Source organism: Pedobacter frigiditerrae, from assembly GCF_004331645.1.
GTDB classification, from domain to species: Bacteria; Bacteroidota; Bacteroidia; order Sphingobacteriales; family Sphingobacteriaceae; genus Pedobacter; species Pedobacter frigiditerrae.
Genome location: NZ_SJSK01000004.1, coordinates 358,104 through 376,805, shown reverse-complemented (window position 1 = coordinate 376,805; position 18,702 = coordinate 358,104). Strand labels below are relative to the sequence as shown.

The 18,702-nt window shown below is 37.7% G+C and carries 9 protein-coding genes; 4 read left to right on the top strand and 5 right to left on the bottom strand.

The features are described from left to right. Positions 1 to 10 precede the first annotated feature (10 nt). The 4 genes from EZ428_RS16745 (at position 11) to EZ428_RS16730 (ending at position 11,352) form a co-directional block, all read left to right on the top strand. Positions 11 to 1,177 carry a trans-sulfuration enzyme family protein gene (locus EZ428_RS16745; RefSeq protein WP_131554336.1) on the top strand — a complete coding sequence of 389 codons (1,167 nt, stop codon included), beginning with the start codon at positions 11 to 13 and terminating at the stop codon, positions 1,175 to 1,177. 485 nt (positions 1,178 to 1,662) lie between these two features. Further along, positions 1,663 to 3,408 (top strand): hypothetical protein, encoded by a 1,746-nt coding sequence (locus EZ428_RS16740; RefSeq protein ID WP_131554335.1) that lies wholly within the window; start codon positions 1,663 to 1,665, stop codon positions 3,406 to 3,408. Between the two features lie 452 nt (positions 3,409 to 3,860). Next, the gene (locus EZ428_RS16735; protein ID WP_131554334.1) at positions 3,861 to 10,367 is read left to right on the top strand and encodes an MBG domain-containing protein; all 6,507 of its coding nucleotides are present in this window, start codon (positions 3,861 to 3,863) and stop codon (positions 10,365 to 10,367) included. A 103-nt stretch (positions 10,368 to 10,470) separates the two neighbouring features. Next, a complete protein-coding gene (locus EZ428_RS16730; protein WP_131554333.1) occupies positions 10,471 to 11,352 on the top strand; it encodes a PorP/SprF family type IX secretion system membrane protein in 882 nt (293 codons plus the stop codon). Positions 11,353 to 11,780: 428 nt separating this feature from the next. Here the strand turns inward: EZ428_RS16730 and EZ428_RS16725 are convergent, their stop codons facing one another. The 5 genes from EZ428_RS16725 to tgt all read right to left on the bottom strand — a co-directional run bounded on the left by EZ428_RS16725 (position 11,781) and on the right by tgt (position 18,576). After that, complete coding sequence (locus EZ428_RS16725; protein ID WP_131554332.1) at positions 11,781 to 12,068, bottom strand: LapA family protein; 288 nt, start codon at positions 12,066 to 12,068, stop codon at positions 11,781 to 11,783. Between the two features lie 37 nt (positions 12,069 to 12,105). Beyond that, the gene (locus tag EZ428_RS16720) at positions 12,106 to 14,913 is read right to left on the bottom strand and encodes a hypothetical protein (protein WP_131554331.1); all 2,808 of its coding nucleotides are present in this window, start codon (positions 14,911 to 14,913) and stop codon (positions 12,106 to 12,108) included. A 535-nt stretch (positions 14,914 to 15,448) separates the two neighbouring features. Continuing rightward, on the bottom strand, positions 15,449 to 16,342 hold the full coding sequence (locus tag EZ428_RS16715) for a DMT family transporter (RefSeq protein WP_131554330.1): 894 nt from the start codon (positions 16,340 to 16,342) through the stop codon (positions 15,449 to 15,451). Beyond that, complete coding sequence (locus EZ428_RS16710; protein WP_131554329.1) at positions 16,342 to 17,445, bottom strand: LptF/LptG family permease; 1,104 nt, start codon at positions 17,443 to 17,445, stop codon at positions 16,342 to 16,344. Before EZ428_RS16710 ends, EZ428_RS16715 begins: the two co-directional genes overlap by 1 nt. After that, positions 17,446 to 18,576, bottom strand: coding sequence for a tRNA guanosine(34) transglycosylase Tgt (gene tgt, locus EZ428_RS16705; RefSeq protein WP_131554328.1), 1,131 nt, complete (start codon positions 18,574 to 18,576; stop codon positions 17,446 to 17,448). Between the last annotated feature and the right edge of the window lie 126 nt (positions 18,577 to 18,702).

Genomic DNA, 18,702 nt, shown 5'->3' with positions numbered 1-18,702 from the left:
AATACACAACATGTCCAAAAATTTTGAAACCATCGCTATTCGTACCCAAACAGAAAGAAGTTTACACAAAGAACATTCTTCACCTATCTATCTAACTTCAAGTTATAAGTTTGATGATGCAGAAGAAATGCGTGCTTTGTTTGCTAATGAAAAAGAGGGGAATGTTTATAGCCGTTATTCTAATCCAAACACTTCTGAGTTTATAGAGAAAATGTGTTTGTTAGAAGGAGCAGAAGATGGTTTCGCTACAGCAACGGGCATGGCATCTATCTTTACTACGTTTGGCGCTTTCTTAAAAAGTGGCGATCATATTGTTTCAAGCCGTTCGGTTTTTGGTTCAACACACCAGTTGTTAACCAATGTGTTCTCTAAGTGGGGTGTTACTTTCGATTATGCTGATTTAGATAAACCACAAGATTGGGAAGGACTAATCAAGCCGAATACCAAAATGCTTTTTGTGGAAACTCCTTCAAATCCTGGTATTGATATTATTGATTTGGAATTTTTAGGTGATTTAGCAAAAAAACATAACGTTTTATTAGTGGTTGATAACTGTTTTGCAACGCCATACTTGCAACAGCCCATTAAACTAGGTGCACATATTTCTATCCACTCTGCAACTAAATATATTGATGGTCAAGGCCGTGTGCTAGGTGGTATTATTTTAGGAAGCAAAGATTTGATAACTGAAATAATGAATTTTGCTCGTCATAGTGGACCATCTTTATCGCCGTTTAATGCTTGGATTTTATCTAAAAGTTTAGAAACATTGGCAATTAGAATGGACAGACATTGCGAAAATGCCTTAAAGGTTGCTGAATTTTTAGAAGGTCACGAACAAGTTAAGTTAGTGAAATACCCATTCCTAAAATCTCACCCTCAATACGAAATTGCTAAAAAACAAATGAAACAGGGTGGAGGAATTGTAACTGTAGTTGTTAAAAATGGGGTAGAAGGTGCTCGTAAATTTATGGATGGATTGAAAATGTTTTCTATCTCTGCAAACTTGGCAGATACACGTTCAATTGCAACACACCCAGCAACAAGTACACACTCAAAATTGACCGAAGAACAACGTTTGGAAGTTGGAATTGAGCAGGGAACGGTACGTTTGTCGATTGGATTAGAACATATTGATGATATTATAGCTGACATTAAAGGAGCGCTTAACGGTTAGCAGTTAACAGCATTGAAAAACCTTAGCAAAATCGTTAAGGTTTTTTTGTTTTGACAATGTCAGTGTTTCATAGGCTTTGCAGTATTTCTTTCCACTTTACTGCCGGTAACCGCAGGGGTTACCACTAGAAGATCGTTTCAATAAGGTTTAATAACAAAGTTGGTAGTACTTGGCAGTTGCTGGGAGTGTCGTAATATAGTTGCTCGAAATGAGTTCCTCTACAACAAAAACCTGTGTAAAATAAACCCTTATTCTAATGGGTGCCTTTCTTCAAGGCACGAAATAAAGGGGGACTAAAGAACGCTATTTAAAGCAAATTGCTTTTCAACCTCCAATGTATGCTAAAGGAAAGTTCTTGTCTTCAGCAGCTTTTTTTATTATCTAGACTTGGGCTATTTTGTGATTTTAAAACTAAAAACATTAAATTTACAACCATTAGGAGTGCATCCCAGTTTGTTTATCTTTAGTTAATCCGAAACCTAATAATGAGGCTATCGCTCTCTTTATTGTTGTGCGTTTTATTTTGTGGCTTCAAGCTTAAGGCACAAAGTAAACTGATAGCACCCTATATAAAAGCTTGGGAAGTAGCTGATACTTCGCAAACCCACCAAGCAGAAAAAACCTATAGTTTACTAAAAAAGAATAGAAACGTAGCAGGATATCATCAGATTATAAATGAGATGTATGCCTACCTAAAAGATAATCCAGATGATAGGTTATGGATTAGAACTACAATGTTTGATGTTTATGGGAGAATTGAACTAGGCATTTGGAAATCATCAGAACTCCCAAAAGGAGGGACATTATTAACTAAGTGCATAAAAATAGCTAGCAAGCTAAATGATGATCAACTTATGGCGGAGCTATATGCACAGTATGCAGAATTATCACCTTACGCAAGTAGCTATGTGTTATATAATTTAAAAGCTATTGAGTTACAGAAAAAGATAGGTGTTTCCCATTTTGTTTATGTGGCCAACCGTTACTATAATGTAAGCCTTGGTTTATATTTAAATGAAGATTATAAGCAAAGCATTAACTACGGACTTAAATTTTTATCTTTCACCAGCGAAGAAAAAAAAGGAACAGACCCAAATATACATATTCTGCAAATAGACATAATTGGTGCTTCTTATTTTAGACTTAGCAATATAGACAGCTCAAAGTATTATTATCAAAAATTATTAGATACTTTAATTAAAAAGCCTCACACAGAGACAGATAATCAACAATTATGGATAGCTATTGCAAAAGGCAATATTGGCCGGATTTTAGCCTTGCAAAATCAAGAAGATAAAGCCTTACCATTAATAAAAGAGCACTTGAAAACCAGTTTAAGGCTAAAATCTTTTAACAATGCGGCAATAGCCGAAAACAACTTGGGTACCATTTATTTAAAAAGCAAAGCCTATGGCAATGCATTAAACGAATTTAGAAATGCCTATCGTTATGCCATAACAGATAACTTGCTAAAGGAAAAGGTTTTGGCCTCTAAAGGTTTAGCCGATACATTTAAGGCAACTAAAGAAACAGATAGCGCATTTGCATATTATGCGTTACACCAAAAATACCGCGATAGCTTAACAGAAAATATAAACAGCGGCAAATTATCTGCTATTAATGCAAGTATAGCTTTTGATGATATGCAAGATCATCTGCACGAAGCAAACAATACAATTAGAAACCAGCGTTTAACCAGAAATTTTATATTAATAGCCATTGTACTTTTAACTGTGATAGCCTTGTTGTTTTACAACCGTAAAATGTTGCAACAAAAACATTTAGCAGAAACATTAGCGCGCAGGCAAAAACTGGCAGAACAAGAAGCAAATCAAGCAAAAGAGCAAATACTAAGCTTTACAGAAAATATTATCGAAAAAGAAAAGTTAATTGTTAACCTACAAAAACAATTGGTTGATGGAAATGAACAATTGAACGAAAGTCTTTTACGATACACACTGGTAACCGATACCGAGTGGGAAAAATTTAGGTTAGAATTTTCAAAAGCCTATCCCTCATTTTTATCTTCATTGCAAAAAATGTTACCAACCATTAACCCCGCTGAGGAACGTTTGGCTACACTTTTATGCTTAAAACTAACCACTAATCAAATTGCAAATACCTTGGGCATCAGCAAAGATAGTGTGGGTCGGAGCAAGCGCAGGTTAAAACAACGTTTAAGTCTAGGTAATACTGCTGTTTTAGAAGATTTTGTTTGTAGGTTAGTTTAGGCCTCCATCACTCTCCGAAAGGAGTATAGAGCGCTTTATCTTTCAAGTCGGCTATTTCTGATAGCGGTGCCTTTAAACCAGCTCTGTCGTTTATGTTTATCGTCATTTCGAATGATATTTTTCGTTGAGGAGAAATCTATGATTTGATGCCCTAAATCATCCAACTTAAACCATCTGCCTCTTAGTCTTTAGTCTTTCTGCTCCTTCCGCCTTCCCTTCATCCACCTTCTCAATCTTTAGTCTTTCAGCTTTAGCCTTCCAACCTGCCACCTTCTTTGTCCGCTTTTTGTCCGCCCCAAAACCTTGGTTTTAAAACTAGAAGTGGTCAATTTTATCCTATGCATCAGTCAAAAAACTACAAATGGATAGTCGTCATTATGCTTATTGCATTAATTGCAATGTGCATGGTGTGGTGGTTTTTTGAACGACGCATTATACAAATCTGAAACACTATGAAAAAACTGTTACTAATAACTTTGAAGATGCAAACACATATGTCTAGTGGTTTTGTTAATCCCTTACGGAAGCTCATTTTGCTCATTTCTTTTTTGTTTGGGATGCTTCCAGCTTATGGGCAGGTTATTTTTTTCGAAGACTTTGATCATACTAACGGACCAACAGCAGGAGGTGCTGGAACCTATGTTTTTCCAAGCGGTTGGCTATTATTTAATCTTGATGGGCGCACTCCTAACCCATTGGTGAATTATGTAAATCAAGCTTGGGAAAGAAGAGATGATTTTTCTCATTCTGTAATTGATTCTGCGGCTTTCAGTACATCTTACTACTCGCCGATAGGGCAAGCAGATGATTGGATGTGGACGCCTGAAATAACAATTCCCCTTACATCAGGTACAATCCGATTAAATTGGAATGCAGTTGCCCAAGATCCAGTTTATCGCGATGGATATGAAGTAAGGATCATGGCAAGCCCTAATGTGCCTACCGGAAGTTATGGTAATCTTTTGGGCGCTTCTGTTCGGGTATTTTCTATTGCAGAAGAAAATTCTTCTTGGACCAATCGTGAGATTGCACTTGATGCGTATAAAGGCCAGAAGATTCGTATTGCCTTTCGAAATAACTCGGTGGATAAGTTTCTGCTATTGATTGATGATGTTAAAGTAGAGGAAAAAGCAGTTCCCTATACTCCCCTAATTACTCCAAATGCAAACATTGTATATGTTAATAGAGCTATAAATAGCGGAAGTGCTAATGGTAGCAGTTGGGCTAATGCCGTTCCTGAATTAGCTGATGCACTTCTTGCTGCTAAAACTAATACCACCATCAAAGAAATTTGGGTAGCTGGGGGCACTTACAAACCAAAGTATAGCCCGCAAGATGGTGCAAACTTTGGTACTAATCAAGGTAGAGGTAATGCCTTTTTATTAGTAAATAATGTAAAAGTATATGGTGGCTTTGCAGGTAATGAATCTACGCTTGCTCAACGTAACTTATCTATCACTATAAACAAAAGCACCCTCAGTGGAGATTTTAGTAACGATGATATGGTGACAGGCTCTGGGGCTACATTAAACAATACTAACATCAGCGATAATGCCCGACATGTGGTTATCTCTGCAGGAAATGTAGGTACATCCGAACTTGATGGATTTACAATTACTGGTGGCAATGCCGACCAAGTAGTTTCATTGAACATTAACACGCAACAAATCTTTCAACATAGGGGAGGAGGGCTGTGCCTGATGAATAGTGCACCCGTATTAAACAACCTAGTCTTTCAAAATAATCGTGCAGATGTCGGAGGAGCAATTTTTACTAATGGAAACGCTATACTCAGTTTGAACAAATTGACTTTTTTACGAAATCTGGCCAAGGCAGGAGGAGCTTTGTCTAGTGAAAATACCGAAAATTTGGCCTTTTTCTCCTGCAATTTTACTGGTAATGCCTCGGTGGATGGTAGTAATGGCTTTGGTGGAGCTATTTTGAGTTCGGGAGGTACTATTTCTTTACATAATTGCCAGTTTACAAATAATGCTTCTTCCGCTTCTGGAGGAGCAATATTCGCTGAACGACTAACTACCGTAAACAATACTGTTTTTGCAAGTAATTCCGGTAATGATGCTGGCGGAGCTATTTTTATCAGGGGAATCAACCTGCCTGGTGGCACGACATCGAATTTTATGAATTGCAGTTTCATAAATAATCAATCGCCCAATGGTCCTATCCTTAATTGGCTATTAAATTCAACAAACACCGGAAGTGTTTTTGGAATAAATTTTATCAATTCTATTATTTATAATGGTAATAATGCTATTCAATTAGGCAGTGTGCCCCATGTTAGTTTTAAGCATTCTATTTTACAGCACTCTGGCTCATTGGGTTCAAGTTTCGCATTAGATGCTGTCAGTACGAGCTTGCTTAATCAAGACCCGCTCTTTACTGATATCGATGGAACTGACAATATTCTAGGTACTTCAGATGATGATTTTACCCTCAGATTTAACAGCCAAGCTCTTGGTGCGGGTAGTAACAGCTTGTACGAGGCCGCTGATGGAAATACAGCAAATAACAGTCTCGCTACAGATAAAGACCTTGCGGGCAATGCTCGTTTAAAAGGGATAAATATAGACTTAGGTGCGTACGAACTCCAAAGCCAACCACAAACCATTAACCCAATAGCCAACCTTACCAAAACCTACGGAGACACCGCCTTTGAGCCAGGCGGCACCTCAACCTCTGGTTTAACCTTAACCTACGTTTCGGCAGATAATAGCGTAGCCGAAGCCTACCAAGATGCAACGGATGGGAATAGATGGAAAATCAACATTAAAAAAATAGGTGCGGTAAACATTACTGCAAGTCAGGCTGGTGGTAGTGGCTACGACCCAGCAACCCCTGTGGTTTTCAGTTTAAGCATTAATAAAAGGCCAGTAACGCTTGTCTTAACTTCAACGTTGGTAAGTAAACAATACGATGCAAATACCGATGCTACCATTGCAACAAGCGATTTGAGTTTTGCAGTTGGCAGTATTGTGGGCGCAGATGATTTATCTATTTTATTAACTAGTACCACGGCTAATTATAATGATAAAAATGTTGGTACTGGCAAAGCCATCAACATCCCTCTGGATAATGTAAGCCTAAGTGGTACAGCAGTAGGTAACTATCAAATAGCCAACACAGCGGCTATTACTGCGAACATTGGTGCAATAACACAAAAAGCACTAACCGTAAAAGCGAACAACCAAACCAAAACCTATGATGGTGCACCTTACAGTGGTGGCAATGGAGTTGCTTTTACTGGTTTCGCCCTTGGCGATAATGAAATCAATGCATTAAATGGAATACTAGCCTATGAAGGTACATCACAAGGTGCTATCAATACTGGTAACTATACAATTATACCGAAGGGATACACGTCCAATAATTATAACATTACCTATACCAACGGGAATCTATTGGTAACTGCCAGTATTGCAAATGTGCTTAACTTTAATGCACAAACAGGTGGTGCTACAGTAGTAAAAACCTATGGAGATGGTAATATCAATGCATCAGCGGTGGCCAGTTCGAATCTTTCTGCAAGTTACGGAAGTAGCAATACTGTGGTTGCCAGTATTAATGCACAGGGCCAAGTAGAAATCAAGGGAACAGGAACTGCCGTGATTACCGCAAGCCAAGCTGGAGATATAAACTACCAACCTGCAACGTCGATCAGTTTTACGGTACAAGTAAATAAAAAGCCCCTCGATGTAAAAGCGAATGATTATAGTAAAACATTTAACGCTACACCATATACTGGCGGAAACGGAGTAAGTTATACAGGTTTTGCATATGGAGAGAGTAGTGCAGTACTTACGGGTCCCTTGGTTTATGCAGGCACATCACAAGGCGCTGTGAATACGGGTGTTTATCAAATCATCCCATCGGGATTATCAGCTAACAATTATGATTTGAACTATATAGCTGGCACGCTCAATATCATTCAATCTGGTAGCAATGAAATTACCTTTAATAGCCAAACTGCAGGCGCAAATTTAAATGTAACTTATGGCAATGGAAGTATTGATGCTTCAGCGGTTGCGAGTTCTGGACTGACGGTAACTTATGTGAGCAGTAACCCAGCTGTGGCACAGGTAAGCAATAATGGAACAGTAACTGTTTTAGCTGCAGGCAGTACAACAATTACAGCAAGTCAGTCCGGAGATGCCAATCAGGTGGCAGCTACACCAATCTCATTCATCATTAATGTACAGAAAAAAGCATTAACCATTACAGCGAACAATGCAAACAAGGTTTATGATGCACAAGCCTATGCAACTGGTAACGGAGTTAGTTATACAGGTTTTGTAACAGGAGAAAATGAGCAGAACCTACAAGGGAATTTAAGTTATACTGGTACCGCAATTGGTGCAACGGCCGTGGGCAGTTATTTCATCAGCCCAACAGGTTACACAGCTAACAATTATGCAATTAATTATCAGGATGGAAGTTTGACCATCACAAAAGCTGGTCTGTCTATAACCGCCGAGGCCAAAACCAAAATCTATGGAGATGCAGATCCTGCATTAACTTATGTCAGCACGGGTTTAGTTGGTACAGATGGGCTAACTGGGGTTCTGGTAAGAACAACAGGAGAAAATGTAGGAGATTACGTTATCAACATAGGTTCATTATCTGCTGGAGGTAATTATTCGATAAACTATACGCCAGCCAACCTAGGCATAGGCCAAAGGACGTTAACCATCACTGCAAACAACCAATTTAGAACTTATGATGGAATGGCTTACAGTGGTGGCAATGGCTTGAGCTTTGTTGGTTTTTCCAATGGAGACAATGAAACCAATCTACAGGGTACAATAATTTACGGTGGAACGGCGCAAGGTGCTATCAATGCTGGTAATTATGCCATCATCCCATCGGGATTGAGCAATTCTAACTACAATGTTAGCTATGTAAATGGAACACTTACCATTGGTAACAGCCTAGACAATACGCTTGCCTTTAATGCACAAACAACCGGCTCAACAATCAATAAAACCTACGGTGATGCAAGTATCAATGCCTCGTCAGTGGCAAGCTCTGGCTTGCCGGCAAGTTACCAGAGTAGTAATGCCGCAGTGGCCACAGTAACGGTCAATGGCCAGGTAAACATTGTTGGTGTCGGGACAGCTACCATTACAACGAGCCAACCTGGCAATAACAATTATGTGGCAGCAACATCAATCAGTTTTAACCTTTCGGTAGCCAAAAAAGTGCTAACTGTTAGCGCCAACGATTTTACCAAGATATATGACGGCAATGCCTATAGCGGCGGTAATGGTGTATCGTATTCGGGTTTTGTGAACGGTGAGACACAGGTAGTATTGTCGGGAACGCTAAGTTACGCTGGCACGGCACTGGGTGCTGTGAACAAAGGTAGCTATACTATTTTTCCAGGCGGATTAAGCGCTGCCAATTATGACTTTAATTATGTAGCAGGCACATTGAGTATCGAAGCGTCGGGTAATAATGTAATCACCTTTAACAGCCAAACAGCAGGCAGCACGTTAAGCGCCACTTATGGAGATGCAAGTATCAATGCCAAGGCAGTTACCACATCTGGTTTGGTGGTAAGTTATGCAAGTAGTAATCCTTTGGTGGCAACAGTTGATGTGAACGGACTAGTTAAAATTCTTGGTGCCGGAACATCGGTTATAACGGCAAGCCAACCGGGCGATGCCAACCGCCAAGCAGCTACGTCCATCAACTTTTCGCTGAACGTGCAGAAAAAAGCGCTAAGTATAATGGCTAATAATGTCAATAAAGTTTATGATGATATTGCCTTTGTTGGGGGCAATGGTATCAGTTATCTTGGTTTTGTAAATGGCGAGAACGAGCAATCACTTCAAGGTAGTTTAACCTATCTGGGTACAGCTCAAGGAGCAAAAAACGTAAACAGTTATTTCATCGTGCCAAGTGGTTATACTTCTAATAATTATGCCATAAGCTATCAAAGTGGGAGTTTAACTATTACAAAGGCTGGCTTAACTATCATCGCACAAGCCAAATCTAAAGTATATGGAGAAATGGACCCTCTCTTAACCTATACAGTTACTGGACTAGTAGCAACAGATGTGTTGACTGGAACATTAACAAGAAGCATTGGTGAGAATGTTGGCAGTTATGCTGTTAGCCTAGGTTCATTATCTGCAGGTACGAATTATATCATAAACTATACAACTGCAAATCTTGGTATTACAAAGGCGGTTTTAACAGTAACTGCTGAGAACAAACAGGTATGTCAAGGGCTTAGTCTTCCAACTTTTACAAGCAGTTACCAAGGTTTCAAGTTAAACGACAATGAGAATAGCTTAACTGCAAAACCAACCGTATCTACAACGGCAAATAGCAATTCGATGGCGGGCAATTTTATTCTAAGCCCAATTGGAGGCCAATCTGCCAACTATAGCTTTGTTCATTTGAATGGTAATTTGACTATTTATGCAAAACCAACTCCAGTGATTGCCAGCAATAAGGCAGGTAGCGTAAGTAAAGGTGAAACTGCGGTTTTAACTGCCACTGGAGGTATAATATACAGCTGGAGTAATGCCAACGGAATAATTTCTGGACAAAACACAGCAGTACTTACCATTCGCCCAACCACTACCACAACCTATACGGTAACGGTTACCAATGCCAACAGTTGTATCGAAACAAAGAACTATACAGTAGAAGTAAGGGATGATTTCCAGGCCATAAAGGCAAATAATATTTTGACGCCAAACGGAGATGGCGTCAATGACCTCTGGGTGATTGAGAACATCGATATGTACCCGAACAACCTGGTAACCATTTTTGATAAGGCAGGAAGAATATTATTTACCCAAATGGGGTATAAGAACAGCTGGGATGGTACGGTAAATGGTTCGCCACTGGCAGAGGATACCTATTACTATGTGATAGACTTTGGAACGAATAGACTAAAACAGAAGGGTTTCATTACCATAGTAAGGGAATAGAGGGTAAAAGAAGATGAATTTTGAGCGTCATTGCGAAGTATGAGGCAATCTGCAGGCGCAGAAGGCAAATTAGTATTGGTTGAATAAATAAAGAAATAAGAAAATGAAAAAGTTTGTTTTATATGTCCCTGTGTTAATGGTGTTGCTGCTATGCTCAAATAGTTTTGCGCAACTAAACCCATTATCTGCTCAGTATTTTAACAACCTGTATTTGGGTAACCCAGCATATGCAGGGCAAGAGAAGGGCCTAACCGTTAACATGTCTTTTCGTAAGCAATGGAGTAATATTCCAGGCTCACCCTTAGTACAAAACCTAACTGCAGACTATAGTAAGAACAAGGTAGGCTTGGGGCTGAATGTCAGTTTCGACAAGGCTGGATTACAGCGACAAACTCGGGTTGTTGGGACTTATGCCTATCATTTGCCATTAAATGATGCAAACCAGCAATTGCATTTTGGTATTTCGTTTGGTTTCATGAACCAGCGATTGGCAGATAATGAAATTGTTGGTAATACAAACGACCCGCTTACGGCAAACTATAACCAGCGAGAGACCTATATGGATGGTGATTTTGGCTTGGCTTACTCATCAACCAAGCTTAAAGTTGAGGCTGCATTGCCCAACCTTAAAAAATTCTTCAAGAGGAATGAGATAAAGCTTGCAGATTATTCAACATTTTACTCGGCTATAAGTTATAAAATTTCAATAAGCGAAGGTGTGGATGGGATTGGGGTAGAGCCAAAACTCGCGTACAGGGGTATTAAAGGCTTTGACAATGTGCTAGATGCTGGAACCCAGTTAACCCTCGCTAACAGGCAAGTGATAATTATGGGAATGTATCACAGTAGTAAAAGTGCGAGTTTCGGATTAGGGTTAGATTATAAGGGGAATTACCTGATTAATGGTTCTTATACTACGCAAACGGCTGGATTGAGCAATTATACTAATGGGTCATTTGAGATTAACTTAAGGGCGAGGTTTTAATCTTTTCTCTAAGGGACTTCATCTCTTTCTTGGTGGGTGTATTCACAAGTAGATAAAAACCTTCGCGTAATCATTAAGGTTTTTTTGTTATAAAAAACAATGCCAATGTTTCATCGGTTTTTTAGCCCTTCTTTCCACTTTACTTCCGGTAACCTCAAGGGTTAACCGAACGTGTTCGTTCCAATAAGCCTGCCTGCCGGACAGCCAGGGTTTAATTAACAAAGTTGGTGGGTCTTGGCAACTGCTAGGAGCAAACATAAATAGTTGCAGGAGCCTGCGAAAATAAACCCCTGCCTACCGGTAGGCAGGAGGTAGCGGGGCAGAAATTCCCTATGAAAATAGGAAACTGCTTTACCCCTAAAGAGTACTTCTCGTTAGGGCGCCTATGCATTCAAGCTTTACAAAGTCCCCTTTAGCGGATTTAGGCATTAACTAATATAATCCCTGTCTTCGTCGCTTAAACTAGATTTATTTTCTGTATTTCCAGCATATCCTTTTTCGATTTCGGTATCGTAAGTGCTAACTGTTTTTCTGGGCCTGCCTACAATAAAGCCAATGATAAAGCCGATTAAAACACATATGCCAATCACAATTAATTTAGAAACAGAAACTGGTTCGCCAACAATGAAACTAAATTCTACGGCGTCGCTATTAACTACGAGAAAGGTTGTTAATAATGCGGTAATAATGATAATGAAGATGGTTTTTGCTTTCATTTTATTGAGTATAAGTCCCCTTTAGGGGATTTAGGGGTTAAAAACTATAGTTAAATGTGAACTCTAAGATAGGATTTTGATTGTAGATTTGATTTACAAAAACCAATCTTGCACCTAAATCAACTATTGGTTGGTAGCGTAACAAGTTCATGCTACTACGCAATTCGAGGCCAAAAGTTTTAGGTTGTGATAAATTAGTTTCAGAACCAATGTTTTCATAGTGGCTGAAAAAACCACCCCTAAAGTTTCTGATGTAAGCTAATGAGCCAATTTCTAAGTCAGGAAAAGCAATCGGAAAACGATAATTCAGCAATAATGTATTTCTTAAAAGGCTTTTTGCAGTAATCTGATTGTAACCGTAAACGGTATTAATTTCGTTGTTGAAATTTAGAGTTCCAGAAGTTTTTTGATAGTTAAAGCCTGCGGTAAATGAGTGGCTTTTTGCAATGCCTGGAAAATAGAAGTTGCTTTCAAAAGCGAATAAATCTCCGTTTAAGCTTTTGTCAAATGGTTGGTTAAAATAACTAAAAGTTACAGTTTGTGCCCATTTTGGGGCGACATCTCGCTCTGCTGCACGTACGCTGTGCGAAAATCCGAATTGGTAAGTCATTGGGAAATTGATGTTTTTGTTAAAGAGCAGTGCTTCTTTCGCTTCGAAATTTCTTTGAGTGTAGCTGGTGCCAACTTCACCCACAAAACTGTAGTTGTGGTTGTATGCACTAAAGCTAACTGGAATACTTGCTTTAATTTTTAAGTAATTTTCTCTCCATTCGGCTTTGTTAATGACGGTACCTTGTCTGTAATAGCCTAATCTTGGCCTATTTTTAAAAGTGGCACTTAAAACTGGGTATAATGCTTTGTAGGCGAAACCTGCATTGTATTCTATTTTTCTCAATTCATCATCGTAGCCAATTCCGGTGTAAAAATCGAAGGTATTAAGCAAGTCGTTAGACTTTAGTTGTAGGTTTAATTTGTCGTCATCGTCAGTTGAAAGGCTAATGCTATGGAAATTGAAAAGATGAGCCAAAGGTTTGTAAGGTTTTGAATCGTAGTTTTCGTTAGGGATTTTGTCGAAAACATTTCTGGAGTTCTCTTGCTTTTCTGCTGCTTCTCCGAAATATACAAAATGATTTTCTTGAACTGGTTTTGGGTCGACAGGAGTTTTAGCGATTTCATAACCCATCAATTGGTAATTGTTAAACAAAATTGATTTTCCGTCTATTGATAAATTTGGATTAAAAGCACCAAATTTAGCGGCCGTCAGGACGACTATCTTTTTGTCTGCGACCAAAACCTCATAAACATTGTCAACTCCGCTTAGATGAGCGTTAAATGCGATATTTTGGTTTAAAAACATTGGTCTGCTTAATTGCTGATTTGTTTCGGCTATCAACTTGGTCGATTTGCCATTTTCTGAAAGCCATAAAGCTTTTCCTTTTTCACTTACGCTAATCCAGGTAATTTTCGAACCATTTGCATTTAAGCTTGGCGTTTGGAGAATTAAATTTTCTGGATTTGGTATGGTTTCTAGAATTTTTCCGCTTTGCGTATCCAAAACAATTAAGTTTGATTTATTTCTCAAATCGATTTGAACGGCAATTAATTTTTTTCCATCTCCAGAAAGGGCAGGAGAGAAGTACCTCGATTTAAAAGTTAATTGCTTTTTTGTTTTTGTAGCAAAGTCATAAATGCAGATTACGCTGTAGCTTCTTTGTTTGTATCGAGGGTCGTATCTAATCTCGTCCCAAACTATTTTGCCATCGCCATAACTAAACCAAGGTTGTTCCTGGTAAGCGATTTTAAATAGCCTCTCTTCGCTTTTGTCGGGATTAACCAATACAAACCCTGCCACGTCTCCTTTCGTTTGTTTAAGGGCAAGAATTTGCGTTGTAGAAATTTCGGTAGGCAAATAATAATTGCTGGCATATTTCGCAGGGCGGTTTAAGCTTAAATAATTTTCACTCTTGTTTTGGTCGTCTTGTTTTTGCCAGTCGCTTTTGATTTGAGCAGCCGTTTTCAAATAATAATCTTTTGTGTTTTTACCGGTGTAATTTTTTAGACTTCGAGAAAAAGGATAGAGTCTGATTGGCTTGTCATGGATGTCGCTTAGCAAGCTGTCCATGATTCCCTTTCCATAATTTTTTCTCAAATCAGAACTCATCAAATAACCGAGTTGATAGTAACCTGGAGTTTGGCCTTTATTAGAGCCGAAGTAGGCTTTGGAGTAGGAGAAATTTTTGCTGCTAAGGAGCGAAGTTCTGAAAGGCATAATCCATGATGGTTGCCTTCCTCTACCTGCATTTGTTAAAGAGGTTTCGGTGCTTACTGCGTCACCTTCAAAAAACCATGTGGGTACGGTAATACCCATATAGGCAAAGTAGATTTCTTCGGTTAAAAATAATTTTTCACTTCCGGTAATTTTATCGAATTGGGCAACGTGCCTAAGCTCGTGAACTGCCAAATTGTTTAGCCAATCTTGACTATCAAATTGCTGAGGAGGAGTGGTGTAAAATTGTGACTTTTTTGGAGCTAGTTGAACGAAGCCATTTGCTACTGTTCCGCGGTTCTGAAGTACAATTGGAATGGTGGTTTTTTGACGCCCTAAACTCTGGCCAACAAAGGGGTAAATTTTATTGATAGTATTAGCCATTCTTTGTGCGTCATTTTCTAACTCGGTAGGGTAGATGATAGAAAAGCCATTCGTGTAAATTTTCTTCCATTTTACACTAAGTGGGTTTTGCTCACTGTCGAAAATCTGTCCAAAACAGCTAACTGAAATAATACTTGATAAAATTGTAGTTAAAATACTGATTATCAATTTTGTATTACTGTTTTTAAATATCATATAGAAAGAGTGCTAATATTTTTAGTTTTTTAGTTTCTTGTTTAATTGATTTATCTGATATTTTAATTTAACTATATTGTTTTAATTAATTGATTATCAATTTAATATTTGCTTTAGTTAAATTAACTATTTTGTGGTAATTTTGGATGAAATATTAGGATTTTAACTGCTTTTGTGTTGATTTTGTATAATTGTATTGTTCATTCAAATAACGAAGTTAAGATACACTATTTCTATTGAATTTAAAGCAAATTTTTTCTTCACATTTTTAAAATGTATACGATTTTTGTTGATAAGGTGTTTGCTCTACCTGTAAAGAATGAGCTGAAATCGAAGGATTACGAATCTATTTTAGGTTCTTTTTTGGTACGTTTTCAAAGGTAAAAACCATTAAGCTTGTGTGGCTTTTTTATAGAATAATTTAGGTCTATTTTCACCTCCTAATACATTTGGTTTTAGCAAAGATGTAAAGCTATATAATAACGGTTTTTGACTGACATTTTCTTGTCCCCTACCCTATGGGTGTAGAAGAAAACTAGCTGCGATTTTTACGCTTTTTATAGATGGGATAGATGAACACCGCTGCTAAAATTAGGAGAGAACCTAAGTAAAATCCGCCTGTCATTTGTTCCTTGGAACCGAACAAAATGAAGGCCAAAACGATACCGTAAACAGGTTCTAAATTTGTAATTAAAGCTACCCTAAAAGCAGACAAGGTTCGCATAACAGATACGCCGGCAACGTAGGCTAAAGCAGTGCAAATTGTACCTAAAACGAACAGGTAAAACCAGTCTGCTAAACTTAAATTGAAGGTCTCTTCAAGTAAGCTTTTATCAAATAAACGATACAAAGTAATCCAAAAAAAAGCACCACTTAATTCATAAAAACCTATAATACTTGGGTTGTTTTTCTGTACCAAAGTGGAGTTTATTGTCGAAAATAAGCTTGCCGCAACAGCAGAAGATAGTCCGAAAATAATGCCCAAAGTATATTTAGATTCGAATTTGAAGATGAGATAAATGCCTAGAATGATTAATAATCCTACAAAGATATCGCCTTTGGAGATTCTCTGTTTCTTCATTAGCGGCTCTAATATGGCTATGAAAAGCGTAACTGAAGAGAGGCATATTAAGCTTACAGAAACATTAGCAACTTTAATGGCGTGGAAAAAGAATATCCAATGAATAGCAACAATACTTCCTGTAAAAAAGAACTTTAGAAATTGGGTTTTGGTTACTTTAATGCTCGTTTTAGTAAGCATAAAGTAAACGAATAGAGAGATACTGGCTATTAAAACCCTGTACCATACCATTTGTACAGCATTAATTGAAATTAATGCCCCTAAGATGCCTGTAAAGCCCCAAACAAAAACAGTTAGGTGAAGGATTAATAAGTTTTTATTGTCGCTGGCTTTTGGGGTCGGATTCATTATTTTGGTGCTCTACGCAACAAATATAATCCTAAAAGTCCAAAAAATAAGGTAGGCAATAATACAGCTAGAAGAGGTGGTAAGCCACCTTTGGTAGAAAACATTTTAGCAAATTGGTTAAATACGATATAGGCAAAACTTAAAATAATACCTATTCCTAGGGGTAATCCTACACCTCCGCGCACCTTACGAGAAGATAATGCAACGCCAATTAAGGTCAATACAAAGGCAGATAGGGGTTGGAACCATCTTTTATATTGCTCAAAAAGTAAATCACTCATGATACCAGAGCCTCTAATTCTTTCCTTTTTGATTTTGTCTGTTAATTCTTTACCACTCATACTTTCAAAAACGTTCTGATAGGCAGAGAAATCGTCAGGTTTCATATCTAAAATGGTATCTTTTGTTTTAGAATTGGCATAAACCATACTTTCCTTTAAGCCATCTATGTTTCGGGTTGAGTAATTAACCATTTTCCATACTCTCTTTAAAGAATCCCATTCAATACGGTCTGCAATGAGCTTTTTCTTTAGAACATCACCTTGAAATTTATCAAGTGAGAAACGATAACCTATGTTTGTTTTATTATCAAAATTGTCAATATAGATGTAAGTGTTATTATCAACCTTCATGTGTATATTGGTTTTTACTGAAGGATCTTTTTCGTTAACAACCTCATTTTCAAATTTATTCTTAATTTGGTTGGTATAAGGAAGTATGTAAAGGTTTGAAACCAAATTAACCGAAAAAATAATAAATGAAGAGATTAAATAAGGTCTTAAAAATCGATTAAAACTAACTCCGCCACTCAAAATAGGTACAATTTCAGTTTGGTCGGCCATTTTTGCAGTAAAAAATATAACCGCAATAAAATTGATAAGTGGAGACAACATGTTCACGTAAAACGGAATTGCGCCTGCATAATATTGTGTAATGGTTTGCCAAATACTCAAGTCACGCTTTAAAAAATCATCCAATTTTTCAGATAAATCGAAAATCACGATGATAACCACAAACAAGACCAAGGTGTATACAAAAGTGCCTAGGTATTTGCCTATGATAAAGCTATCTATGATTTTTAAGCGTTGCTTGATGAATTTCATTTACAATTTATTGCCTAATATAGTTACCATTTTGTTTTTCCAATCGTAAAATTCGCCAGCAATGATTTTTTCCCTGGCTTCATTTACTAACCATAAATAGAAATGTAGGTTGTGTAATGTTGCAATTTGAGCACCTAATATTTCTTTTGAATGCATTAAATGCCTTAAATATGCTTTAGAATACACTTGGTCTGCATATAAATCGCTTTCAGCATCAATTGGAGAAAAATCATTAGCCCATTTTTTATTGGTAATGTTAATCATTCCATTCCTTGTGAAAAGCATCCCATTTCTTGCATTTCTGGTTGGCATTACACAATCAAACATATCTATACCTAACGCAATATTCTCTAAAATGTTGATTGGTGTACCAACGCCCATTAAATATCGTGGTTTATCAACAGGTAAAACATTGCAGACTACCTCAGTCATGGCATACATTTCTTCTGCGGGTTCGCCAACCGATAATCCGCCAATTGCATTACCTTCTCTATTCATTGAGGCAATAAATTCTGCAGATTTTACTCTTAAATCTTTATAAACAGAACCCTGTACAATAGGAAATAACGTCTGGTCAAATCCATATTTTGGTTCTGTGGTATCAAACCTATGGCAACAACGTTTAAGCCACCTATGGGTCATGTTAATGGAGTTTGCAGCGTATTTGTAGTCGCAAGGATACGGTGTGCATTCGTCAAATGCCATGATGATATCTGCACCAATGGTACGCTGTATATCCATTGCATACTCTGGCGTAAACAAATGTTTTGAACCATCTATGTGCGAATGAAAAGTTACCCCTTCTTCTTTAATCTTACGAACTTTACTTAAAGAGTAAACCTGATAACCACCACTATCTGTTAAAATAGGCTTGTCCCAGCCTATAAATTTATGTAATCCACCAGCTGGCTCAATAATATCTAATCCTGGTCTAAGGTATAGGTGATAGGTATTTCCTAAAATAATTTGGGCTTTAATATCATCCTTAAGTTCTCTTTGGTGTACTGCCTTAACTGTTCCGGCAGTACCAACAGGCATAAAAATAGGTGTTTGGATATTGCCATGCGCTGTTGTAACTGTTCCAGCCCTAGCTTTTGATAACGGGTCGTTTGCCTGTAAAGTAAATTTCATGTGTGTTTATCTTCTTCGAAAAATCTGACAAAAATAGCAAGAATATTCCTTTTATCAGGTTATTGAATTTTTTATCAACATAAAGCCACTTTACAGATTAAAAATGAGAGATTTGCTAGCTTTCAA